The organism is Bacillota bacterium (assembly GCA_013178125.1).
Classification (GTDB): Bacteria; Bacillota; SHA-98; order Ch115; family JABLXJ01; genus JABLXL01.
The window spans coordinates 19,207-43,468 of sequence record JABLXJ010000013.1 but is presented as its reverse complement, the minus strand read 5'-3'; the positions used below and the strand labels follow the sequence as shown (position 1 = coordinate 43,468).

Here is a 24,262-nt window from a genome sequence, read left to right as displayed (position 1 = left end):
ACCGGGCCGCTGACGGCACGGCGGCATGCGTCAGCGGTAAAGCTCGAGCTTCTTGCCGAAGCTCGCCGCCTGAAACCTTTGAACCTCGAATACCTCTCCGGACGAGATGCCCGCCTCCTGCATCGCCCACGAAACCGCTTTGGACCACGTCCTCGCCTCCCCGGGGAGTATCACCCCTGCGCGGCCTTCCCCTCCCGGAACCGGGGTTACCAGGACGCCAAACGCCCCCGGGTCAAACTCCATGCCCGGGTCCACCCGCTCGACCCTCCCCACGATCGCCACCGAATAGCCCAACTCAACGAGCTCATCCTCCCGCACCGGGGGATGTCTCATATCAGCGCTCGCGGCCATTACCGCATTATGGATGATCTCGGCCTCGATGGAATCCTGCTGAGGGGAGATGCTGCCGACGCAGCCGCGGACCCTGTTATTTGCGATAATTGTAACGAACACGCCCGCGCGCTCCGAGAGCAGCAGGTCAACCTCCTCCTGAGCCGCCCCTTCTCCCTGGCCAGCGTGCTCGCGCCCATGCTCATGCTCATACTCATGCTCATGGCGGCCGGCGCGCTCGTAGCCCCTCTTATAACCCCTCTGTGGGGTGGCAGTCGTCATCACAACACCGGTTCTCACAAAGCGCTCCACAGCCTCTTTCGCGAGGCCGGTCACCCGCCGTTCGAAATCAGGCCCGGCCGCCCTCACGCGGTCAAGCAGGTCCCCGCCCGAGCCCTCGCCCAGACCCTCGACCGGGCTTTCGCCTGGATTTTCGCCCGGACCATCCTCCCCCCGGACCCCTTGGAGCCTTCTCGACTCCCCTGCAGGGTACAGGCTCGGTGTACCAGCAGGTTCGGGATTCCCTACCTGGCGGCTATTCAATACTCCTCTATTCAATACCCCTATACCCGTAAAGCCCGCCAATAAGAGAGCTACAAAGATAAGACCAGACAAGAGAGTCCGCGACCGGCCCCTGCCGGCGATCCCAGCCCCGGAGGCCTGCTCCCTGCCACGGTAGGCTCCGTGGTTATACCCGTCATTTCTATGCCTATAATCTTTCACAAACAAACCAGCCTCGATGTATATGAGGCATGCCAATGCATACCTCAGATATACCTTAATATGGCCTTATAGTCTCACAGCCCGGCACGATCATACTACCACTACTATTCTCCGTGAGATACATATTCCCTCCACATCTGCTATAAGAAAACCATGATGAACCATAATAGTATCCCATCAGGTCCCACCTCGTTCCAGAGCGCACCCGTAAAACAGTAGCCAAGATAATTACCGGGCGCACAATAAATAATAATTAGGCGGGGATAACCCCGCCTAACAGTGGATTTGAGGGTTATAGTGCTAGCTATTAACACTGTCCCTGGCAGACGATGCTAGCCATTAGCATTGTCACCGCCGGATAGTGCTAGCCATTAACACTATTCCGGGGGAACAGTGTTGGCCACCAACATTATTCCTGACGGACAATGTTAACCACTAGCATTGTTCCTAACGGATGATGTTAACCATCAGCACTGTTTCCGATGGACGATGCTGGCTATTAGCATTGTTCCTGACAGACGATGTCGGTCACTAACATTGTTCCCGGCTGACAGTGCTCGTGGCTAGCACTATCCCGGCTGACAGCGCCAATTTGAACGGCTCCGGGATGCGCACAGCAATGATATACATTATAGGGACCTTAGGGATCCAGCCTCTAACCATCACTCGAGCTCTACAATCTTCACCCCTATACCATACAGCCGTGCTATCTCATTTATCTCATCCTGGCCTGAGAAAAGGCAGCGCCTCTTTTGCGCCTCGCTCTCCTGCATCAGCGTAAGCGCATCCCTTGTAAACCCGCCCGTCGACACAAGCCATACCGTGAGATCCCGGGCCATCCGCATCTCCTTCAGCGCATCCGCCGCCTCGAGCGCCTTCCTTACCTCCTCTGATGTCATGGGATCACCCTTACGATACTTACACTCCGCAACCCATAGGTGCCTCGTCCCATCCTGGTCATATATCCCGAATGCATCGATCTGGTACTCCCTGGAGGTGGGTAGCTTTACAACCGTATCCCCCCGCATCCTGAAAAGGGGCGCTGTGATGACCTCCCCCGGATGGCCAAAAAGCCTACCGTCGAGCTCCTCGTTGTTGAACCTGGACATCACATTCTGGACCACCATCTCGAGGAGCTTGCCCTTAACGTAGTTGAAGAGCCCCTGCTCCTTGAGGTCCACCTTCTCGATATCCTTTAGCTCGTTCTCATACCGGTGCTGGATGTAGCGCATGAGCATGATGTCGTTGAAGGTGTAATACTTGAAGTCGCTCCTGTAGACCAGGTCTGCCTGGTAGAGCTTCTCGATCTTCTCCTCAACAGCGTACTTGCTCACCCCGAGCTTGCCTGCTATCTCCCCGATATCCACAGGGGCGTTATTGTATTTCGTGAAGTAGTAGATGATCTTCTTCCCAAGCTCAACATCGTTATCCTGGTTTATATACTGCCTATTCTCTGCAAAATGGGTCTCCCAGAAGCCGAATATCTTGCCCCTTGTGACCTCGTATTCTATGACCCTGTCGATGCCATCCTTCGTGGTGAAGTCCTTTTCAGGGTAGTCAGATTCGGCGCAGCAGTATACGTAGTATGGGTGGCCGTTTACCCTGGAACTTAAGTATATGGCAAGCTCATCGGTGATGCCCAAGCCCCGCGCCCTGAGGAGCTTCTTCATCAGGGTTGCGCCATCCTCGATCGTCATGGGCTTCAAGTACTTGAAGCCGAAGCGGCCTCCGAGGGGCCCACCCATGACGGTGCGGAATATCATGGTTACGGCAGAGCCCGAGACCAGCATGGGCGCGCGCCTGCTCTGGGATTGGCGGTCATATGTGGCTGTAAGGTCCACCCCGCCATAGCCTGGCTCACCCTTACGCTCGTTCTTGATCTGTTCCAGGCGCTCCTCGCTTACGTCAAAAATGTAAAACTTCATATCCTGGAATTCATCGATAATAACAGCTACATGGGTCCCGAGAACCGCCCCGAGAAATTCGGGGGTTGCGATCATATCCTCCCAGTGGTTTCGTGCATCCCGCCAGTCACGTTCCTCATATCGCCTGGCAAAGACCTTAATATGCTCCTCTTGAACATAGCGCACCCTCTCATCGCGCGTCTTCCAGCCTAGAAGAGCCGTAAGGTCTACCTTCCTATCCCTATAGAGAGCGGGATCTTTCAACATATATGCAATATACTGCCGGAAGAACGTAGTGTAATATTCCAGCAGGAACTTCCGGAGCGTGGTCTCCTCCCGTTTCATCTTGAAGTAGAAGGGAGCTACGTCATAGTCCTTGAAGAATACGGTATTGACCAGCTTGTCCAGCACGGCGGTCTTGCCCATGCGGCGCGGAGAGATCAGCGCAAGGCTGCTCGAGATCCTGCGCTTGATGTTGCGGTACCAGTCCTCGAGCTCCCTCAGTATCTCCACCCGGTCGGTAAACTCCTCCTCAGAGACCATCTCCTCGACCGGCAGCACCTTAGCCTCAACAGCCTCGACCATTGCTCTACCTCCCTCGAACACCTTACCCTCAAACACCTTCAAAGCACCTTCAGATAGATATGGTTTTCCATGTCGTCCTAATTATACCATACCACTTCTAAGCACGGCGCCGGGTAGCGATTGGTTAGGAATACACTAAACGCCCCTCTCTTATTCTCCGATAATAATTCGTCACCTGCCACATGTCTCCTTCATCGGCCTCCCAAAATAACGTAGCCCTAGGGCTTCGAGGATTTAGCCTTGCGTTTCGATAATTTCAAGTGGTAAACTAGAAATGAAATGTCCGTATGGCCATCTGGCCGAAATCGGAGCGGATGGATTAGGGTGATAATTCTTGTGGCAGCCCTTACTGGATTTCATTGCACATTCCGCTGATATGTTTACAAAGTATGGCATTCTCGGATTGTCAGTCGTCGCCTTCGCAGAGGCATCCTTTTTCCCTGTGCCGCCGGACGTGGTCTTGATTCCACTATGCCTGATGTCACCCGGTCTTGCCCTCTGGTATGCGTTCCTGTGCACGGTATTTTCAACCCTCGGAGGGGTTTTCGGCCATGTAATCGGGGGGGCGGCGGGTCGACCTCTCCTGGAGCGCCTGGCAGGGACGACCCGAACGCGCCAGACTGAGGGATTGTTCGCCCGGTATGGAGGGTGGGCCATACTCATAGCTGCGCTGACGCCGATACCTTACAAGGTATTCACCATCGCCTCCGGCGTCTTTCGTGTAAGCAAAGTCACCCTTGTATGGGCATCACTCCTCGGGAGAGGAATGCGGTTCTTCCTGGAGGCCGCAGTCATTATGATCATGGGACCTGCGGCAACCCAGTTCCTTGCAAGATATTCAGGGATCATAACCATCGGAATCGCTGTAGCGCTGATCGTAGGGTATATACTCTCAAGACATGTCGGAACTCTCCTCGCGGTGCGGAAGCAGCTAATTGATGTGCGGGATCACCTGGAGCTCATGGTCAAGCGTTTCTTCAGGCCAGAGTGGGAATTCGCCGTTTTCATCGCCACCGGCCTCACCCTAGGACTCTCATTCCTCTTCATCTTCACTGAACTCGCCGAGGATCTCTTTGAAAACGAACTCTACAGGCTGGATAACGCCGTAACTCTTCTGGTAAGGACGGTATTCGGCCCGGGTGCCGTAGGCACCATGCGCCTCCTATCCATGATCGGATCCCCCGTCGCCTTGATAGGAGTGGCTCTGGTTGCGAGCTATATCCTGCATCATACTGGTCGCCGCCTTGATTGCCTCACCCCTCCTCTTGCGCTTGCCGGTGGAGTATTCCTCGAAAGCTTCCTGAAGGCGATCTTCCAACGGCCGCGCCCGGACTATCCCCGGCTGGTGGAGGCCTCGGGTTTCAGCTTCCCGAGCGGCCACGCCACCGTGTCCACCGCGGTTCTGGGGGCCCTGGTATATCTCCTGCTTGTGAATATCAAGCCAGGCAGGGGTAAACTGGTGAAACCGGTAATACTCCTCGCAGGACTCCTCCTCATATTGATGATCGGGGCGAGCCGGGTCTACCTCGGGGTGCACTACCCCAGCGATGTCCTGGCAGGATTTGCAATAGGAGGCTTCTGGGCTATATGCTGCATAGTATCGGTGCAGGTCTTCAGGGAAATTAAGAGATGACGGCTAGCCGGCGAACCTCGCGAGCAGGACCCCGATTTCGAACAGGGCCCACAAGGGCGCGGCAACCAGCACTTGAGAAATCATATCCACCGTCGGTGTTATCACGGCGGCGACGACAAAGACCCCCAGGATCACGTATCTGCGCCTGGCCGCGAGGCCGCGGGGGGTCACAAGGCCTAGCCTGGTGAGCAACAAGATCGCAAGCGGCATCTCAAAGACCAGCCCGAGGCTAACGGTCAACAGGACCGCAAAGGAAACATATTCACCGATGGATATCATGGGGATTAGCTGCGGGGTGGCAAACTTCATCAAGAACTTCATTGCGACGGGGAAGGCGACCAGCAAGCTAAAAGCGGCCCCAACAAAAAAGGCTACGAACGCCGCCGGCAGGAAGAGGAGTGCCTGTCTCGCCTCCGCAGGCGTGAGGGCGGGAGCTGCAAATCTCCATGCCTCAAAAAGGATGACTGGCCCCGCCAGGATCGCGCCGCCCACCAGAGCCAGCTTGATCCGGACAACAAAGGCCTCTGCAGGGCTCAAAAAGACCAGACTCCCCACGGGCCTGGTGATCGCCGCCAGGATCCAGTCCACCTTCAGGTAAACGAGGCAGCTCGCTGCGAGCACGGCAACCACCGCGTTGATGATCCTGGCCCGGAGCTCCTCAAGGTGCTTGATAAGCGTCATCTCCCGCGCCGCGGTCGTCGCGGGCTCGGTCCCCCGTATAGTCTCCCGCATAGCCACGACCTCACCCTGCGCCCCCTCGTCCAATCCGCCTGCCCGTATCGTGTTCAAAAGTCCTCACACCTTCAAGTTTGAGGCCATTACTGATCTTGTATTAGCCTTTGCAAATCGCCATGGAATATTACTGCCTAATCTCAGTTTTCGACGCAGACGCCGATTGCCATGTCAGATAGGCGGATTTGGCCTCCATTTATCCTGACATGCACCTGGGGTTATACCGCATCCTGATGCTGCCAGGAGGGTTCTCGTACGGTAGGGCGCGCGCTATTCAGACTAAACCGACGGCACGATGAAGGCGCTCGAGCGTGCCTTCGAGCTATCCATGTACATCTCTCCCATTTCCACGCTCACGCTCATTCCTCACCCGGCCTGGGTGAAATACGGGGTATAGACCTCAGCATCAAGTAGCTCCTTGAGCTCTTCATCGAGCCTGCACAGGGTGATGGAGAATCCCGCCATCTCGAGGGCGGTGAAGAACTCACCTACAAGCGCCCTGTATATCCTTATCCCCTTATCCGTTACGTTCTTAAAGAGCCGCCTATTTGCTATGTAGAGCTCAAGCTGAGGCGTTGCTCCAAGGCCGTTGATCAATGTCACGACCTCATCGCCAGCCTCAAATGGGAAATCGGGAATGACCTCGGCACAAAGCATATCCACTATCTCATCCACGGGTCTTAACTTCTCCCTCTTAAGCCCGGGCTCCCCGTGGTGGCCAACCCCAACCTCCATCTCATCTATACTAGAAGGGAGGGCATGAGCACCACCTTTATCGAATCCTCGCCAGATCCCATCTTCTCAAAGGCCTCTTTATACTGCTCCAGGGGGAATGCATGAGTTACGATGTCACTTACGGGCACACTACCGTTTGCTATATAATCAATAGCTTTGGGATAACAGTAAGGGCTGAGATGAGCCCCGAAGAGATTCAATTCCTTCCGGTCCCCGATAATGCTCCAGTCAACCGTAGTAGGATCTGAAAAGACGCTAAATTCCACAAACGTCCCAAGCTTTCTGATCATCTGAAGTCCCTGGATCACGCTTGACGTATGGCCGGTAGCCTCGATATACACATCACAGCCATAGCCGCCTGTTAAATCCTTGACTATAGCTATAGCATCATCTTCCTTGGGGTTGATGACCATGTCCGCGCCGAGCTTTTTCGCGAGCTCCAACCGGTTGGGCTTAAGATCCAGCACTATGAGCTTGCCGGGAGCTCTAAGCCTGGAGACCGCCACCATCCCGAGGCCAAGCGGGCCCGCCCCGGATATAACCACCACGTCCCCGAGCTGTATGTCGGCGCGCTCCACAGCGTGAATCGAGCACGAGAGCGGCTCGATCATGGCCGCCTCCCTCGCCGGGATCGTCTTCGGCACCTTGTAGTTTATTGCATCCTTTGTAAACTTCATGTACTCGGCCATGCCCCCGTGGACTTCCTTTTGAAAACCGTAGATGTTATGGACCTCGCACATCCAGTAATGTCCCGTCTTGCAATACCGGCATCTCCAGCACGGGACGATCTGCTCGGAGATCGCCCTGTCGCCTATCTCAAGCCCATACTTCTCCCTCGCCCCGGGCCCCAAGGCCGCTACGGTGCCTATAAACTCGTGCCCCGGAATAACAGGGGCCTTGATCCATGGCGGATTGATGCCGCCCCCCCAGAAACTCTCGGCGCTACCATGGTAGGCCTTCACATCGCCCGCACATATTCCGCACGCTTCTACCTTTATGACCACCTCCTCGGGCCCCGGCGTCGGGGTTTCTACCTCCTCCAGCCTATAATCATGCGGCGCATAACAAACAAGGGCCTTCATGGTCTTGGGTAGATCTACCATTCTTACTCCCTCCCCAGGTAGAACCCTGATTTATTTAAAGTTCAAGAATTAGACTAAATTATCCATGAATACCGGATGCATACTTCTATCCCACACCCCCCACATCAAGCGGTAGGTCTCACGGTAGACTTCATACATCCGGCGATAGCGCTCCGTCCTCTCGGGCACTGGATGGTACTCCCTGGAGACCTTCACCGTCCGCTCAAGCGCATCCTCAAAGCCCCTGTAGGCCCCAACGGCCACCCCAGCGTTTATCGCTGCCCCCTTCGCACCAAACTCCGTCCCCACAAGGGTCCATGTGGCCTTTCCGGTCACGTCGGCAAACATCTGGGCCCAAAACCTGCTTTTGGCACCCCCGCCCGCGAGCCTGATCACCCTGATCTCCTTTGGCATATAGCTGTAGCAATCCAGCGCGGACAGGGCTACCCCCTCATATACGGCCCTGAGCAGGTGATGTCGCGTGTGAAAGGAACTCAGCCCGAGGAATTGGGCCCGCGCTGATGGTTTAACGAATGGCACCCGTTCGCCTGCAGGGTCTATATAAGGATGGTAAATCACCCCCTCCGAACCGATTGGTACACGTTCAGCAATTTGCTCCAGGTAATTCCATGAATCCATCTCGAGCCGGCCGGCCTCCTGGATGTCCTCCCAACAAAAATGCCGTATGAACCACTCCAGATTCGAGGTGCATGCCATTGTCGGCAGCATGCGCAACCACTTACCGGGAGGCCCGTAGCACAGAGTATACCCTACATCGGGTGGCTCAGTGAGGGGTTCATCCATTACAATCTGATGTATCCCTGCCGTGCCTATGACCGAGCACCCATCCCCTTCGTACAACGCACCCGCCCCTATGGCCGTAGCCGCTACATCTACGGGCCCCGACGCGACAGGCGTGCCAGGGAGCAGGCCGATCTCGCGGGCGATATCGCCGTCGAGCTCACCGATATTCTCGCAGCTCGGATGGGCGGGTGGGATCAAGTGCCGCCACCTTTCGATACCGAGAATTTCGAATACCCTGTCAGAATATCGGTTATTCCTTATGTCGAAAAACGTATATGATGCCTCAGATTCATCAGTTGTTATCTCCCGTGTGAACTTGAAGAATATCCAGTCCTTGGCATGAAGGACCGCCTTCGCCTTTGCCAGCGACTCCGGCTCGGCCTTATCCAACCAGTATAGCTGGGAGCTCTGGTGACCCGGGGTCAAGACCGTGCCCGTTTGCTTGAAAACCTCATGGTTGGTCCCATCCACGTGCCATCTCGAGACCACGTCGCCCGTCCTCCCGTCAAGCCAGATCAGGGCGCGGCGTACCGGGTTTCCGTCCCTCCCTATAAGCCATGTCCCATCACCCTGGCCCGTTATGCCCACAGCGGTCACGGCCTCAGGGGGCACAGCGCTCCTGGACATTACAGCCCGAACTGTTTTCTTTGTGATCTCCCAAAGGAGCATCATATCCTGTTCGGCCCAGCCCGGCTGGACTGATTCAACTGCGTTCCTCTCACCGGCCACGAAAATCTCGTCCCCGTCGAGATCCAGCAGGACGGTCTTGACGAAGGATGTTCCCACATCTATACCCATGAGATATCTAGAGTCAGAAGACCCCGACATGTATATACACGCCCCTACACCATAATTCAGCAGATGGCTATCCCCGTAGCTGCATCGAATAAATGAAGCCGCTCCTCGCTGAAGATCAGCCAGACCTTCTCCTCCGGCCGGGTATCGAGGACCGGCGGGGTTATGACCGTTACGAGTTCATTCCCGATCTGGACCGTCAGATGTCCTTCTTCACCAAGGGGCTCGAAGGTATATACGACCCCCCCGGCCTGCTGCCCATTAAGCTCATCCGGTGGTGTAAAAGAATATTTGATGTCCAGGGGCCTTATACCGAGTTTCACCTTGCGCAGGTTAGACTTCTTCAACCCTTCCCACGCCTTGCCAGGGATCTTGAGCCTCAAACTGCGGTTCCCACCCACAGCGTAAAGCTCTCCATTCTCAGCTACAATCTCGCAATTCAGAAAATTAATTGGAGGCTCCCCGACGAAATCAGCTACGAATTCATTCACAGGGTTGTTGTACACCTCGTCGGGGGTGCCGACCTGTTGCAGCTCTCCAAGATTCATAATGGCCACTCTATCCGCCATGGCTATGGCCTCGAGCTGGTCATGGGTCACAAGCACGGTTGTGGTGCGGATCTCCGCATGGAGGCGCTTGAGCTCCTTCCTCATGTGATGGCGCAGTTTCGCATCGAGGTGCGAAAGCGGCTCATCCATGAGAAATACTGCCGGATTTCTTACAAGCGCGCGGGCCAGGGAAACCCGTTGTTTTTCCCCGCTGCCGAGCTCGCCGGGCTTACGATCCAGAATCCCCGTTATATCCAGGATCTCCGCAACCTGGGAAACCCGCTCCCTCACCCCAGCCTCCGGCATCTTGCGCGCCCGGAGACAAAAGGCTATATTATCCCTGACGCTCAATGGGGGATACAGGGCATAGGTTTCAAACGCCAGCGCCACATCCCTATCCTTCGGCTCGAGATCGTTCACGCGGCGCCCTCCGATATAAATATCCCCCGAAGTTATCTGCTCCAAACCCACGATCATCCGCAGGGTGGAGGTTTTCCCGCAGCCGGATGGCCCTAGAAGCGCCAAAAACTCGCCATCCTCTATGGTGAGATCGAGATTCTTTACCGCCTCGACCTCCTCCCTCCCACCTCTGCCGGTGTATGTCTTGCATACCTTATTAAGCACTACCTCAGCCATAAGATATCTCCCCTCTTTATGCGACAACATCCGCTTTTTGCAACCCTGCCTGGTTGCCCCCCTGGCCGCCTGGCTACGCTGTTACCGTCAGGGCGATATTCTCTGTGGTCTCGGGATCGAATACTATGATCTTGCTGCAGTCGACCTCCAGCGTGATGCTCTCATCGACATTAGCCTTGAAATTCGCGGATGTCAACACACTCAACCTGGCCTTTCCGACCCGAACGGTCAAAACGCCCTTGTTGCCCAGCGATTCAAAAACGTAAACCCTTCCCCTGAAGCGCGCCTTGTCGCCATCTCTGTCGACCTGATCATCCCCTCGGCCGCGAGCCCTCACCACCCCTATGTCAAACGGCCTCACGCCTATGCGTGCCTTTTTGAGACCCTTCTTCATCAAAGGTTTATGCAATATCTGGGGTACTCTAATCTTAAGCTCGCCGTCCATAGCAACAAATACCGGGGCACCGGCCTCCGTTATAATATCCCCATCAATAAGGTTTATTTCAGGTTGTCCCAGGGCCGTCGCGACGAACTGATTTACAGGGCGGTTGAAGATCTCGTCAGGTGTCCCGACCTGCTGTAGCACCCCCTGATTTATCACCGCTATCCTATCTGCGAGGGCGAGCGCCTCGAGATAATCATGAGTTACATATAGTACGGTGGTATTCAGGCTGGATTCCAGCCTCTTGAATTCCATCCGCATGTGGTGACGCAGCTTGGCATCCAGGTGGGACAAGGGCTCATCGAGGAGGAATATGTCCGGCTCGCGGACCATGGTTCTGCCCAGAGATACCCTCTGCTTCTGACCGTTGCTCAACTCCGCCGGCTTCCTATCGAAAAGCATGTCAATATTGAGCACCTCAGCCACGCGCCTGACCCTTCGCTCGAGCTCCTGCGGTGAAAGCCTCATACCCGGTGCTCGTAGCGGAAAGGCCAGATTCTCATACACCGTAAAATGCGGGTAAAGGGCGTAGGTCTCGAAAGCCATAGCTACATTACGTCGATGCGGCTCCGTCGCGTTCACGACCTTGTCCCCGATCATAACATACCCGCCATTCGGCTTTTCAACACCAGCGATGAGCTTCAGTGTCGTAGTCTTACCAGCTCCGGATGGACCAAGCAACACCACAAACTCCTTATCCTTAACCTCCAGGGTTAGCCCCTTAACGGCTGTGAGTTTCCCGAAATGCTTCCAGAGGTTGTATAGACCAAGCCTTGCCATAACGTGAGACCCTCCTTAACTCCTTCCTGGGGTCCTCTAGCGTTCTCATTTCTCACCGTATCCTGTCCCACCGTATCCTGCCAGGCACTGCATCCTCCTATCCCACCTATCCTTTAACTCTCATAGCTCTCACTTATCCCTTAACCGCACCAAATGTAAGGCCGCGGACCAGGGACTTCTGGATTATGAGCGCGAGGACTATCTGGGGCACCGCCGAAATCAGGCTAGCGGCCGCCATCTGGTTGTAATGTGCCTGCTCCGAAGCCAGAAACGAGAGGGCGGCAACGGTAACCGTCTGGACCTTTCCGCCACCCAGGATCATAGCGAAGATGAAGTTATTCCATGCGAATACAAATGCCAGCAGCGCGGAGGCAGCGAGGCCCGGCCTGATCAGCGGCAGTAGTATCCTCCAAAAGACCTGCCAGTAGGTATACCCATCGGTCATGGCGGCCTGCTCGATCTCTGTGGATATATCCTCAAAGTATCCACGTAACACCCAGATTAAAAGGGGTAATGTGATGAGCTGGTACACCCATATTATGCCGATGTAGGTATCGTAAAGCCCGAACCTCCGATACAATATAGATAGCGGGATGATCACGCTCAGCTCCGGGGCAAACCGGAAGGACAGGAACGTGAAAGCAAGGTTTTCCTTGCCCGGGAACTTGAACCTGGCCAGAGCGTATGCGGCCGGCACGCCCACCAGCACCGATATCGCTACGGATGTCGTGCTTATGATTATGCTGTTTAGAAAGAATCTGGGAAAATCCGGCCGGAAACTCCCCGTGCCTTTTAAATATCTGAGGCCTACTGTTATAGCCTTATAACTCTCGATCGTTGGCTTGAAAACAAATTTCGTTGTGAAAAGCTCCGGCTGGCTCTTAAGGGATATCAATATCATCCAAATTATCGGGAAGAGAGCAAAGGCGAAATAAATCAACATAATAACGGTCAAAAGGCTTTGAGTGAATTTATTTCTCGCGCTGGATTCCATCTTTATACCCCCCTCGCCATCGCACCGTAATCCAGGACCTGCAACCCAGGACCCGGGGTTATCCTGCTCTGCTCCGCTCCGCTTCCATAGCGCTCCTGTAGCATAGGAAGCAGTCTATGAAGCAGTCTATATAGTATATAGTTCATATTCGCCGTTCATATTTGCCTGAAGTCGGGTAGCTAGAAGCCTGCTGCACGCTGCTGGGCTTTGCCCCAATATACCACCAGGATCTGGCTTATCAGGTATACAATAGCCCAAAGAATGATCATGTAGGTCAGACCGTAGCTCAGATTCATGTAAAGGATTCCGTAATAATATGCCTGGAGGGGAAAGTTCATTAGAGTCTGACCCGGGCCTCCTCCCGTCATCGCGTAGATTACATCAAACATCTTCAAAGAATCTATGAGCCTGAATATGACAGCTATGAGAAGAAAGGGCGCAAGCATGGGAAGGGTTAAATTCTTAAATGTAAACCAGGCGGAGCCGCCATCAACCCGGGCGGACTCAAAGGGTTCTTTAGGCATGGATTGAAGGCCCGCCAACAGCAAAAGCGATATAAACGGCGTATAAATCCAGACATCCACCAGCACCACCGAAAACAGGGCGCTCTGCGGTGCCGCCGCCCATTCGAAATGAGAAAGGCCGATAAAACCAAGCAGATAATTCAGGATGCCGACGCTGGGCTGCATCATCAGCTTCCATATCAATGTGCCGATAACCGGGGCGATCATGAGTGGAAAGATCATCACCGTGCGAAGCGCTTTCGCCAGGCGCGTCTCCCTGTTGAGCAGGAGCGCGACGCCCAGGCCAAGCAGCGTTTCCACTACCGTCGCGCTGAATGCGTACGCCAGCGTGACTTTAGCGCTGTGGTAAAACTCCGGGTCTGTCAGGAGCATCGTATAGTTGAGGAAGCCCACAAATGAATAATTCGGGTTGCTCAATGTATAATTGGTCAGCGAATAGTAGACGGCGAGGCCAAACGGGTAGAGAATGCCCACCGTTAACAGGAGCGCCGGCAGTATGATCAAGTAAGGTCGGGCCCTAACGGACAAAGGCGGCCTCAGGTCGCGTGGGTCCGGTGCAAACTGCCCGGGCTGAATGGCTGATTCGGCTGACGCATTATAGCGAGTCATTGTCATATATCAACCCCGCCCTTTTCAAGTCTAGTTAAGCCCCACTTAAGTGCCTGCTTTGGTAATCTGTACTTTACATACTCTATATACATACCTACCTCATATACATACCTCATACCTCCAGGCGCCCCGGCTTCGCCAGATACCAGCTCAGCGCGTCAACCGGCCGACCTTTGCCCCAATTCCATCCTGACCTGACTTGACCACAGGGTTAATAACAGAGTTAATGTTAGAGTCAGGAGCACGGTGCCAGGCGGAAGCCGAGGCACCTGATACGCTATTAGTTCATGACATCACATGACATCACATCATATTACGCTACATCACATTGCATCACATCGGCCACATTACGGCTCCCGAATTCCCTGGCCACAACTAACTTCAGGGTTATGGCTTTCGGATGCCGGCCTGGGTCATCATGCGATTGATCTTGGCGACCAGCTTATCCAGGGCTTTCTTTGCATCTTCGCCATAGTAGATGTCATGTAGCGTCGCTGCCCATTCGGTTGTCGTCTCGAAGAATTTGGGTTGTGGCGTAAACAGGATTGAGCAATTATCGATTATAGCCTGGAACGTCTCGTAGAAGTGATAATTCTCCTTCATCTTAGCTATGAACTTGGGATTCTCCCAGACGGACTTCCTTACGGGGTCCACCATTGCAAAGTCAACGGCAGCCTTTGTTAGGTGCTCTTTGCCTGTCGCCCACTGCATGAAGTACCATGCAGCCCCCTTATTTTTGGACTTCGCACTCATGGAGAGCGACCATATCCACATGTTGGTTACAAGCTTTCCCTCAGGGCCTTTGGGACCCGGGGCCCAGCCTACCTTGCCGGAGCAGGCGGACGCGCCGGGTACATTCTGGAAGTAGCCCAGGATATCCGCATCAAAGAGCATAGCAGCCTTTCCGGCGCCGAAATCCGAGCCCGCCTGATACCAGGTGTAGGTCGTCCAAGCCTTGGGCCCGGCTTCCCTAACCATCTTCACCCACAGATCGGTCATCTCCACAGCCTTGGGGCTATTCATAACGGCGTTAAGCTTATCATCGAAATCTCTTGCGCCGTAGCTCGCATACTGGGTCATAAAACCCGGGTGAATTGTCGCCCAGTTCTTGCTGCCGCGCACAACTATGCCAGCCATTCCAGAGCCATCAATGTTATTCAGCTTCTTGGCTGTCTCATAGAGCGCGGGCAGGCTCTCCGGCACCGCGATCCCGTATTTCTTAAATAGATCCACCCTGTACATCAAGGCGTTGGCCTCAAAGCCCCATGGGATGGCCCACTGGTGCCCGCTCCCGAGGGGGTTGCCAGGCTTCAGATTCCACTGGTCAGACTTTCTCAGATTGGGGTATATATCTTCCCAGTCGTAATCCGGATTTGTCATCGAGGGATCGTTAATGTAGGGTTCAAGGGGCTCCATCCACCCTGGAGGCGCGTACTGCCAAACTTGGTACGCCCCAGTCATGAATACGTCGTATGACCCGGATCCGCTCGATAGATCGATGGTCACCTTATCGAAGTAGTTCTGCTCGGGGAATATATCATACTCCACTTTGATGCCTGTCAAGTCCTCGAAGGCCTTCAGGTCTCCCAGCAACGCCTCAGTATACGGATGCTTGTTGAGCAACAAACGTATTTTGGCCCCTGAATATTTCTTCCAGTTAAATTTCTCGGCCGCGCTCGCCGCGGTCAGGCAGGCGAACACCAACGCCAGCGCTAGCGCCAATGCAATCCATGAGACAACTCGTGTTTTCCTCATTTCATCGCGCCTCCATATCATCTTAATTATTTAATTATTTTGACTTTAACTTCTATTGCAGAATCCTTAAGCTGCCCTGCAACAAATTCCACAGCAACCCCAAGCATCACATCCTTCCGCCTGCTTCCCATCACCCCCTTCGCTACTTGTCACCGGGCCCTACCGGAGTTCATACGAGCCAACCATCCGACTATCTGCCCCTGTCATCCACCTGGCCATACCGGCTCAGGTAGAGGGACCGCAGTTTTTGCACCTCCTCATAGGGCACTGTAGAAGGCTCTCCGATCTGGGACGCCAGCCAGTAGACAACCGCATTATCTTCGACCACAATCGCCACCGCCATAGCATCTCTCAGGTCTTCGCCGATTGTAACGACACCGTGATTTCGCAATACCACCGCGCGTCTATCCCCCATAACGCGGTATGCAGTCTCAGCCAGGGCGGCGGTTGCAAAGGTGATATATGGCGCCACGGGAATTGTGCTGCCAACTATAGCCCCGAGTTCGGCGAGGGCAATCGGAATCTCATCCTTATAGATGGCTATCGAGGTTCATAAGCTCCCGCGCCGTCTCCTCGTCCGTCACCAGGACGTTGATGTAGCGCCCCCGGAGGGCCCCGAGGATCGCCTTAACCTTCTCCGGCCCACCCGCCACGCCGATCACCCTCTTGATCTGTCTCAGCTCTATCGGGCTCAACCCGACGATACGGGGGGATAGGGGAGATTCCACGAGGGAACCATTTATATCGTAATGCCATACCAAGATCTCACCCACCGCTCCCCGCCCGGCCAGTTCCTTGAGTTCCGTGAGCGTCAGGTAACCAGTCTGTAGCAGGGTTGCACGTTCGCCCACGTCGCCGATTCCCACCACAGCGATATCGGCCTGCCTGGCCAGGTCCAAGATTGCCTGAACGGATTTTTCTGCAAGAAATATATTCCTGGTTTCGGGAAGGTTGGCGACCGCAGGGGCGGAGATGTAATACACCTCGGCGTTGAACACCTCCCCGATCTTGTTGACAATAGAATAGGGATGAACAACCAGAGAAGTGCTCAGTGATCCCATTAACGATACGACGCGCAGGCCTGGGCACAGATCAGGCTGGGGGCGGGGTTCCAGAAACTGCATCATCTGAAACACCGTCCTACCCCACGCCGCCCCTATAGTCATACCGGGCGTGAGATGCTCTGTCAGATATCGAGCCGCGAAACGGGCGATATTCTTCTGGAGCAGGGACGGATCCGCAGGCGAATTGACAATAACGGCGTCCACCAATGAGAAACGGCTTTTTACCTCATCCTCCAAGGCCAGGCAATTGCAAATGGGATCTTTGATCGTAATCTCCACGATCTGCTCCTTCCGACACTGCGCCAATATGCGTTGAACGGCCATGCGAGATAAGCCAAGCGCCTCGGCTATTTCCGTTTGAGTTGCCCCATCCAAATAGTAACGACGTGCTATATCAACCTTCAGCCTTCGCTCATCTCTTACAGATCGAGCCATCGCAGCGCACCGCCACCTACAGCCTATATGTCTTTTGCGTTCCGCTCCGCTAAGATTCGTGCACTTGCTCAATTAACTTGCAATTGTTCAAACTATATATTCGGCAATTTTGCGTATTATCCTCCTACTGTTAAGACAATTTTTTATATTCGGGCGAACCGACTCGTCTAATACATTTACTCTTGCTCTTAATCTACTTATCGCTTCAGCCCCTAACGCTTGGTCGATCCCTCGCCACTTTTCCCAATGGACCTCCATGTCGCCCAGGCGGCACCATAAGATGGATGAAAATCTCCCGGACGGATGCGTCTATTTTTCAAAGGGGGCGTTGTAAATATCACTATAAGGTGAAGCCTAGTTACATACATTACTGTGCGCTTACCTTTTGAATTAAATAAATGCAGATGGCCTTCAAGAACCCTGCTCAATCGGTTGATATTTGGATTCGGAAATTTTAGCTTTCTTAAAGCAGGAATATGGGGATGCACATCGAATGATTAATATATAAAATGTTATTTCACCATATGAAATAACCTGGACTTGTAGGGGATCAATCTTATGGCAACTCAATCGACAAAAGAGAAGCTGGTCGATTCTACCGTAAGCAAAGCCCTCGTCGTGTTGCAGGCTGTAGCCGATCATGTAAAGACAACGCACAAAGGGATTAGTTTAAGAGAACTCGCTAAAACAACCAAATTCAACATCTCAACGGTTTATCGTTACCTTGCCTGCCTCGAGTCTTATGGCTTGATACGCCAGAATTCTGTGGACGGTATGTATGAGCTAGGTTTCAAGGTGGTCGAGCTAAGTAACATCTTCTTGGAAGCGCAGGACCTACGTAAGATCGCCCTTCCCATCATGGAAGAGTTATGTCAAGTCACAAAGGAAACGATCTATCTTGGGATACTAGAAGGCTTGGAGGTAGCCTATCTGGAGCGAGTCAATAGTCCCCTGCCCATCCGTCCCCATACCCAGATTGGGGGCAGAAATGAATTATACTGTACAGGACTTGGCAAGGCCATACTGGCCTTTGCTCCAGAAAAGCTCATGGAGGAGGTGATTCGCCGCGGGTTGAGGCACCATACGCCTAACACCATTATCGATGTCGAGCAACTGAGGAGGGAGATAGCGAAAACGAGAGCTCGAGGTTATTCGATTGATGACATGGAGAATGAGGAACAGGTTCGCTGTGCAGGTGCCCCTATTTATGATAACACAGGGCGCGTGATCGGCGCCCTGAGCATATCGGGTCCGGCTTTTCGTATTAGCCTTGAACGAATAACATCTGACCTGGGAGAAAAGGTCAAAGGAGCTGCCGTACGGATCTCTGAACAGCTTGGGTATTTACCTAATTTAACATCTCTAACACCTCTCGCAGGCGCAGCTTCCAAGGCGTAGACAGCTCCTGAGAGATTCTGAAGACAGCTAAATTCCAAAACCACCAGGAACTGGCTAGGTTATTCGTTTTCGTTATAGAAAGGAGAATTACGGCAATGAAAAAACATAAGGTTATGACTATATCTCTGTTCGTTATCTTCCTTATACTTACGGCTTTAAATTTCCAGTCATATGCAGCGTCCATAACACTGAGGGTGCTTTCAACGACCATTGTGGAGAAGCCCGAGGGAAACGTAGAACGCCAGATTGCTGAAGAGTTCATGCAGAAGAATCCGGATATCAAGATAGAATTCATCGGGGTCCCGATGAACAATGTCTATGCAAAGATAACTACCCTGGCGACTGGGGGAGATATGCCGGATATCTTTACGAATGTGCCACAATTCGTTGCACAAGCTGCCGACCTGGGAATAGTGGAAGATCTAGACGAACTATTGGGGCCGGATTTCATTAAAGGGTTTTATCCCAACGCAATCCGCGAAGCAAGTTTAAATGGAAAACTTCAATTTATTCCTTGGTTTAGCACACCACTCGCCCTGCTTTATCGTGGTGATTGGTTCAAAGCCGAAGGGTTAGCGGCTCCTCAAACCTGGGATGACTTCGTAGCGGTTGCTAAGAAGCTTACCAAAGATGTCAATAACGATGGCAAGGTTGACCGCTGGGGTTTCGCTATGCTCGGCGCCCGTAATGACTCAGCCATGTCGCGTTATAATTGCATCTTGAAAACCTTCGGAGCATATGAGCTTCGGCGGGATACATCCGGGAATTGGGTTACCGATGTGGATAGTCCAAAGGGAATCAACGCGCTGCGTTTCTTCACTGATTTATACTTAAAAGACCATGTCGTACCCCCGGGACCGACCGAGGTAAGCTACGCTGAAGCCCTTGAGTTGATGGCCCTTGAAAAAACCGGCATGATGATAACTGGCCCGCATTCCATAGGCGGCATACTTGCGCGGAATCCAAAACTAGCCGGCAAAATCTATAGTGTACCTGTGCCTAAAAAGGAAAAACACGTTTCCTTCCTGGGAGTCTACGGTTTCTCTATCTCTAAGACGAGTAAACATAAAGATGCTGCAGTAAAGTATCTCAAATATCTTATTAGCAAGGAAAACCTGCTAGAATGGAACCGGGTAACAGGACGTATGCCATGCCGTATTGATGCGGGTAAGGAGCCCCAGATTTCAGGCCCCGTCTATGCTGGCTTTGTCAAGGCAATGGACTACGCGGAGGCTGTTCCAAACGTAGCTTTTTACCCGGAAATAATTGATATTGAAGGCGAGGCCGTGCAGGCGGTATTAACCGGTCAGGCTACCCCTGAGCAGGCTGCAAAGAAAGCCGGAGAAAAGATCCGGGCGGCTATCCGTCGCGCTCAATAATCTACCGTTCTCAGTAGTCTATCGGCCTCAATGTTCAACTCCGGGGAGGCACCGGGGTGTCTCCCCATCAGAGAGATAGGATCAAGATTATATTGAATACGAATCGTAAATGGCTGCAAAAACTCGTTCATGCTCTCGTGCCATGCTAATGAGGCTAGGGGGATATTCCAGATGGGGGAGAGGTTAAGAACGGCAAACCGGAGGGAGTTAGGGGGATATCTTTTCATCTTTCCCGCCTTCCTGGTGATGCTGATGCTCGTTATCTACCCTCTGATATACGGCGGGTATATAAGCCTTTTCAACACAAACCTCATGGCGAGATGGAATCTCGTCGGGCTTAAGTATTACCTCAGAATATTAACGGATTCGGTCTTCTGGTCGAAGATCCGGATTACGATATCATTTACCTTCTGGACCGTGCTGGGACATTTTATCTTGGGAATGGTCCTGGCGCTTATGCTTAATGTGAAGATCCCTGGCCGTGCAGTATTTCGCGCGATTCTGCTCACCCCGTGGTTGTTTCCCGAGGTGGTCGTTGCGCTGGTGTGGAAATGGCTGTATAACCCAATGTACGGGCTCATTAACCATTTTCTCGTTCAACTGCATGTCATCGCCGCCCCCATATCCTGGCTGGGCAGCCCATCAGCAGCTCTGCCGGCCGTTATAATCGCTGCGATATGGAAAGGCTATCCACTAATAATGGTCATGCTGCTAGCGGGTTTGCAGGCTATTCCGCAAGAGCTTTATGAGGCGGCCCAAATCGATGGGGCTTCCCCCATCCAGGCATTCAGATATATAACATTGCCAGGCCTGCGATACGTGCTCGTGGTTTCCCTTATTCTGGATACTGTGTGGTGGTTTAAACATTTCACTATAATTTGGGTACTAACTCAAGGTGGGCCTGTCGACGCTACTAACGTTATAAGCATTGATATTTACAAGACCGCCTTTGAGTATTTCCGATTCGGAGAAGCCGCATCAATGGCCGTGATAGTCTTCTTCATCTGCTTCTTATTTGGTTACGGGTACAGGAGGATGCTTGGCGATGAGGGGAACTAAACGTGATTGGAAACCTTTGATTTATGTAGGACTTACCTTGAGCTCGCTTATCGTGATTATACCCATCCTCTGGATGTTTTCGACCTCCATCAAGACGTTAGAAGAGACTTTCTCTATCCCGCCGAGATGGATTCCATTGAGTCCTACCCTGGATAATTATATAAACATATGGAAAAACTACCCGCTCGCCAGGTATTTTTTCAATAGCATCTTCGTAGTGTCTGTTTCCACTATCATCTCGCTAGCATTTTCGTGCTTGGCCGGCTATGGGGTATCACGATTCCGTTTCGCGGGCAAGGGAGCCTTCCTTACCTTCTTGCTGGCCACACAGATGTTTCCCTCGATTATGCTATTGATTCCTTACTTCAAGCTAATGAGGACTTTTGGCCTAATCAACACCTACACCGGCCTCATCCTAGTGTATATTTCATTTACTATCCCCTTTTGCTCGTGGATGATGCTGGGATACTTCGAAGGGATCCCGAAGGAGCTGGATGATGCGGCTCTAATTGATGGCTGCAACCGGCTGAGGACATTTCTGAGTATTATTTTGCCTCTCACCCTGCCAGGCCTGGTTGCAACGGCCATTTATTCTTTCCTGGTAGGGTGGAATGAGTACATGTTTGCGCTTGTCTTAACTACCACAACCGAGATGAAGACAGTTGCCGTGGGGATCGGTGAATTAATCGGTCAATATCGAATAGCCTGGAACGACATGATGACCGTGTCGATTCTAGCCAGCATCCCGCTCGCTATTGTATTCTTATTCCTTCAGAAATATTTGATCAACAGCCTGACCGCAGGTGCCGTGAAACAGTAAATAATGATACGAGGTGTATAGTCGATGAAGATCACCAGATTGAAACTGACTATGGTGAAACCAAGATGGATGTTCCTCGAGATGTATACCGACAAAGATATCATCGGCTATGGCGAACCCATCCTTGAAGGTCACGCTCACGCTGTCGCAGCGGTAGTCCATGAACTTGAGGACTACCTGATCGGCAAGGATCCACGCACTATAGAACACCACTGGCAGGCAATGTACCGGGGAGGGTTTTACCGCGGCGGACCTGTGCTGACAAGCGCGATCAGTGGGATTGAGCAGGCAATGTGGGATATTCTCGGTAAATCCTTAGGTGTTCCCGTATATCAACTACTTGGCGGAGCATGCCGCTCGAAAATCCGGATGTATGCTCATGTCGGAGGAGCGACGGCCGAAGAGCTCGTCACCAATGCCCGCGCGCGTGTGGGAGAGGGCTTCAAGGCTATCAAGATGACTTTCGATGCCCCTATCCACTTCATGGAAAGCCAGGATTTCATTGAGCAATGTGTAGAGAAATTTAAGGCTGTGCGCAATGCTGTGGGTAAATCGATCGATACAGCCATAGATTTTCATGGCCGCTTTTCGCCAGCACTGTCCAAGAGGTTGATTAGAGCCCTTGAGCCTTATTACCCTTATTTCATCGAAGAGCCATGTTTACCCGAGAACGTTGACGCCATGGCGGATATCGCGCGTTCAACTACAATCCCTATAGCAACGGGCGAGCGACTCTATACAAAGTGGGGTTTCCTCAAGGTCCTAGAAAAGGGAGCCGCTTCGATCCTACAGCCAGATTTATGTCACGCTGGGGGCATCATGGAATGCAAGAAGATTGCAGCCATGGCTGAGACGTACTATGCTTCGGTTGCCCCTCACAATCCTTTGGGGCCGATTGCACTGGCCGTCTCCCTTCAATTAGATGCGTGTGTTCCCAATTTTTTGATGCAGGAACAAGTTACATTCGGCGAGGGCTACCTTAAGCAACCGTTCGTTATGGAGGACGGGTATGTCAGGGTGCCTGAAGATGCCGGCTTTGGGATCGAATTAGACGAGCAAGCCATCAAGGAAAAGGAATATGATGGCTGGTGGAATACGCCTAGAGTATATCATAACGACGATGGATCCGTAGCAGACTGGTAACCAGGGCTGCGGTTTTCGAGGGGAAACCTCTCAGAAATCCTATGGCTTCAATTCACCAGGAGATTGCTCAAAAACCCTTACCGCCTCCATATGTTGTGGCCATCCTCAGAAATTGTGCTGATACATTGTGGGATGTAGCCCCTCGATAGAGGCTCCGAGCGTACTCTTAGTAAGGTTGTAGGGTTTGAACTTGAAATTGTGAAATTGTGGAGCTTGAACTTAGAAAGGAAGTCCTGCAATGGCCTTTGATCTAATAAGCTTCGGTGAAGCGATGCTGCGATTTTCTCCTCCAAAAGGTCAGTGTATTGAACAGGCCTGCGGCTTTGATCTCTACGTTGCTGGAAGTGAACTGAATGCCACAATTACCGCCCAGCGATTAGGGTTGCAAACATCCTTCATAACCAGGCTTACCAGAAGCCCTCTCGGATCCATTATAGCGAACTGCGCCCGAGCGCAAGGGGTTGATATCTCGAATGTGGTATGGACGGATGGCGATAGGGTAGGGCTTTACTTCTTTGAGTATGGGAGTCCCCCTCGCCCCGCGGTCGCATACTATGACCGGCAGGATTCTGCTTTCGGCCGCTCTTCGCGCCATGACTACCAGTGGGAAAACATCCTGAAGGGCAGCAAGGTCTTCCTGACCAGCGGGATAAACCTTGCTCTCAATCCTACCATTGAATCAATAACTTTAGAGGGAATGCAAAAGGCAAAAGAATTAGGCCTGCTGGTTGCGTTCGACCTTAATTACCGGTCACGCTTATGGTCGTATGAAGCTGCCGCGCGGGCCATTAGACCCCTTCTCCGATATGTGGATATCCTCTTTGCGTCGGGAGACGATGCCCGACATATCTTGCAGGTTGACGGCCCGCTATGCGAGGATTCTGTTTTGGAAATCGCAGCCCGGTATGGCGTGAACACAGCCACTATTATTTTCAATCCAAACGAAAACAACGGCCCGTCGTGGAGAATCATCACGGCACATAAGGGCGAGGTTTATGGGGCCGAACAGCGCGCCCCGGTTGCATCGGTAGACCGGCTTGGTGCAGGGGATGCCTTCGCCGGCGGGTTCATTGCGGGTTTATTTGAATCAGGTCCCGAGCTCGCTATAAAGATGGGGAATGCGTGCATGGCGCTGAAAAATACGCTGCAGGGTGATATATGCTGGGTAACACGGGAAATGGTAATGAATTATATTGATGGTGACGGCGCGATGCTCAAACGATAACCCTCTGTTTATCCCGTTGCCATGTTGCTATATTACATGTTGCTATATTATATTTTTATCTTTGCTATATTGTGGCCAACACTCCCATCCCATCATCCCCTCCATCCCCTCCCCCGGTCCTGTATCAA

The 24,262-nt window shown here is 52.8% G+C and carries 20 protein-coding genes; 7 read left to right on the top strand and 13 right to left on the bottom strand.

What is annotated here, in order from left to right:
• Positions 1-30: 30 nt before the first annotated feature.
• Together HPY71_11435 and HPY71_11430 are read right to left on the bottom strand one after the other, a co-directional pair.
• Positions 31-1,053, bottom strand: coding sequence for an AMMECR1 domain-containing protein (locus tag HPY71_11435; GenBank protein ID NPV54119.1), 1,023 nt, complete (start codon positions 1,051-1,053; stop codon positions 31-33).
• 662 nt (positions 1,054-1,715) lie between these two features.
• On the bottom strand, positions 1,716-3,578 hold the full coding sequence (locus HPY71_11430) for a hypothetical protein (GenBank protein NPV54118.1): 1,863 nt from the start codon (positions 3,576-3,578) through the stop codon (positions 1,716-1,718).
• 340 nt (positions 3,579-3,918) lie between these two features.
• On the opposite strand from HPY71_11430, the gene HPY71_11425 reads away from it, so the two are divergent.
• Positions 3,919-5,175, top strand: a complete 1,257-nt coding sequence (locus tag HPY71_11425) for a phosphatase PAP2 family protein (GenBank protein NPV54117.1) — start codon at positions 3,919-3,921, stop codon at positions 5,173-5,175.
• A gap of 3 nt (positions 5,176-5,178) precedes the next feature.
• Here HPY71_11425 and tatC read toward each other — a convergent pair whose 3' ends face one another.
• The 11 genes from tatC to HPY71_11370 all read right to left on the bottom strand — a co-directional run bounded on the left by tatC (position 5,179) and on the right by HPY71_11370 (position 17,110).
• Complete coding sequence (gene tatC / locus HPY71_11420) at positions 5,179-5,964, bottom strand: twin-arginine translocase subunit TatC (GenBank protein NPV54116.1); 786 nt, start codon at positions 5,962-5,964, stop codon at positions 5,179-5,181.
• 309 nt (positions 5,965-6,273) lie between these two features.
• Positions 6,274-6,642: a hypothetical protein gene (locus HPY71_11415; GenBank protein NPV54115.1), complete on the bottom strand. Its 369-nt coding sequence runs from the start codon at positions 6,640-6,642 to the stop codon at positions 6,274-6,276.
• A gap of 5 nt (positions 6,643-6,647) precedes the next feature.
• The gene (locus HPY71_11410) at positions 6,648-7,745 is read right to left on the bottom strand and encodes an alcohol dehydrogenase catalytic domain-containing protein (GenBank protein NPV54114.1); all 1,098 of its coding nucleotides are present in this window, start codon (positions 7,743-7,745) and stop codon (positions 6,648-6,650) included.
• A 48-nt stretch (positions 7,746-7,793) separates the two neighbouring features.
• Positions 7,794-9,356, bottom strand: a complete 1,563-nt coding sequence (locus HPY71_11405; protein ID NPV54113.1) for a carbohydrate kinase — start codon at positions 9,354-9,356, stop codon at positions 7,794-7,796.
• A gap of 26 nt (positions 9,357-9,382) precedes the next feature.
• Complete coding sequence (locus HPY71_11400; protein NPV54112.1) at positions 9,383-10,507, bottom strand: ABC transporter ATP-binding protein; 1,125 nt, start codon at positions 10,505-10,507, stop codon at positions 9,383-9,385.
• Positions 10,508-10,580: 73 nt separating this feature from the next.
• On the bottom strand, positions 10,581-11,729 hold the full coding sequence (locus HPY71_11395) for an ABC transporter ATP-binding protein (GenBank protein ID NPV54111.1): 1,149 nt from the start codon (positions 11,727-11,729) through the stop codon (positions 10,581-10,583).
• Between the two features lie 133 nt (positions 11,730-11,862).
• Complete coding sequence (locus HPY71_11390) at positions 11,863-12,723, bottom strand: carbohydrate ABC transporter permease (GenBank protein NPV54110.1); 861 nt, start codon at positions 12,721-12,723, stop codon at positions 11,863-11,865.
• Positions 12,724-12,902: 179 nt separating this feature from the next.
• A complete protein-coding gene (locus tag HPY71_11385; protein NPV54109.1) occupies positions 12,903-13,856 on the bottom strand; it encodes a sugar ABC transporter permease in 954 nt (317 codons plus the stop codon).
• A 387-nt stretch (positions 13,857-14,243) separates the two neighbouring features.
• A complete protein-coding gene (locus HPY71_11380; protein NPV54108.1) occupies positions 14,244-15,611 on the bottom strand; it encodes a sugar ABC transporter substrate-binding protein in 1,368 nt (455 codons plus the stop codon).
• Positions 15,612-15,801: 190 nt separating this feature from the next.
• Complete coding sequence (locus HPY71_11375; GenBank protein NPV54107.1) at positions 15,802-16,155, bottom strand: hypothetical protein; 354 nt, start codon at positions 16,153-16,155, stop codon at positions 15,802-15,804.
• Positions 16,142-17,110, bottom strand: coding sequence for a sugar-binding transcriptional regulator (locus HPY71_11370; GenBank protein ID NPV54106.1), 969 nt, complete (start codon positions 17,108-17,110; stop codon positions 16,142-16,144). Before HPY71_11370 ends, HPY71_11375 begins: the two co-directional genes overlap by 14 nt.
• A gap of 558 nt (positions 17,111-17,668) precedes the next feature.
• On the opposite strand from HPY71_11370, the gene HPY71_11365 reads away from it, so the two are divergent.
• The 6 genes from HPY71_11365 to HPY71_11340 all read left to right on the top strand — a co-directional run bounded on the left by HPY71_11365 (position 17,669) and on the right by HPY71_11340 (position 24,134).
• Positions 17,669-18,508 carry an IclR family transcriptional regulator gene (locus HPY71_11365; GenBank protein ID NPV54105.1) on the top strand — a complete coding sequence of 280 codons (840 nt, stop codon included), beginning with the start codon at positions 17,669-17,671 and terminating at the stop codon, positions 18,506-18,508.
• A gap of 95 nt (positions 18,509-18,603) precedes the next feature.
• Positions 18,604-19,887, top strand: coding sequence for a sugar ABC transporter substrate-binding protein (locus HPY71_11360; GenBank protein ID NPV54104.1), 1,284 nt, complete (start codon positions 18,604-18,606; stop codon positions 19,885-19,887).
• A gap of 171 nt (positions 19,888-20,058) precedes the next feature.
• Positions 20,059-20,946, top strand: coding sequence for a sugar ABC transporter permease (locus HPY71_11355; protein ID NPV54103.1), 888 nt, complete (start codon positions 20,059-20,061; stop codon positions 20,944-20,946).
• The gene (locus HPY71_11350) at positions 20,933-21,766 is read left to right on the top strand and encodes a carbohydrate ABC transporter permease (protein ID NPV54102.1); all 834 of its coding nucleotides are present in this window, start codon (positions 20,933-20,935) and stop codon (positions 21,764-21,766) included. Before HPY71_11355 ends, HPY71_11350 begins: the two co-directional genes overlap by 14 nt.
• Before the next feature lie 24 nt (positions 21,767-21,790).
• Positions 21,791-22,909, top strand: a complete 1,119-nt coding sequence (gene dgoD / locus HPY71_11345; protein ID NPV54101.1) for a galactonate dehydratase — start codon at positions 21,791-21,793, stop codon at positions 22,907-22,909.
• 238 nt (positions 22,910-23,147) lie between these two features.
• Complete coding sequence (locus HPY71_11340) at positions 23,148-24,134, top strand: sugar kinase (GenBank protein ID NPV54100.1); 987 nt, start codon at positions 23,148-23,150, stop codon at positions 24,132-24,134.
• Positions 24,135-24,262: the final 128 nt, after the last annotated feature.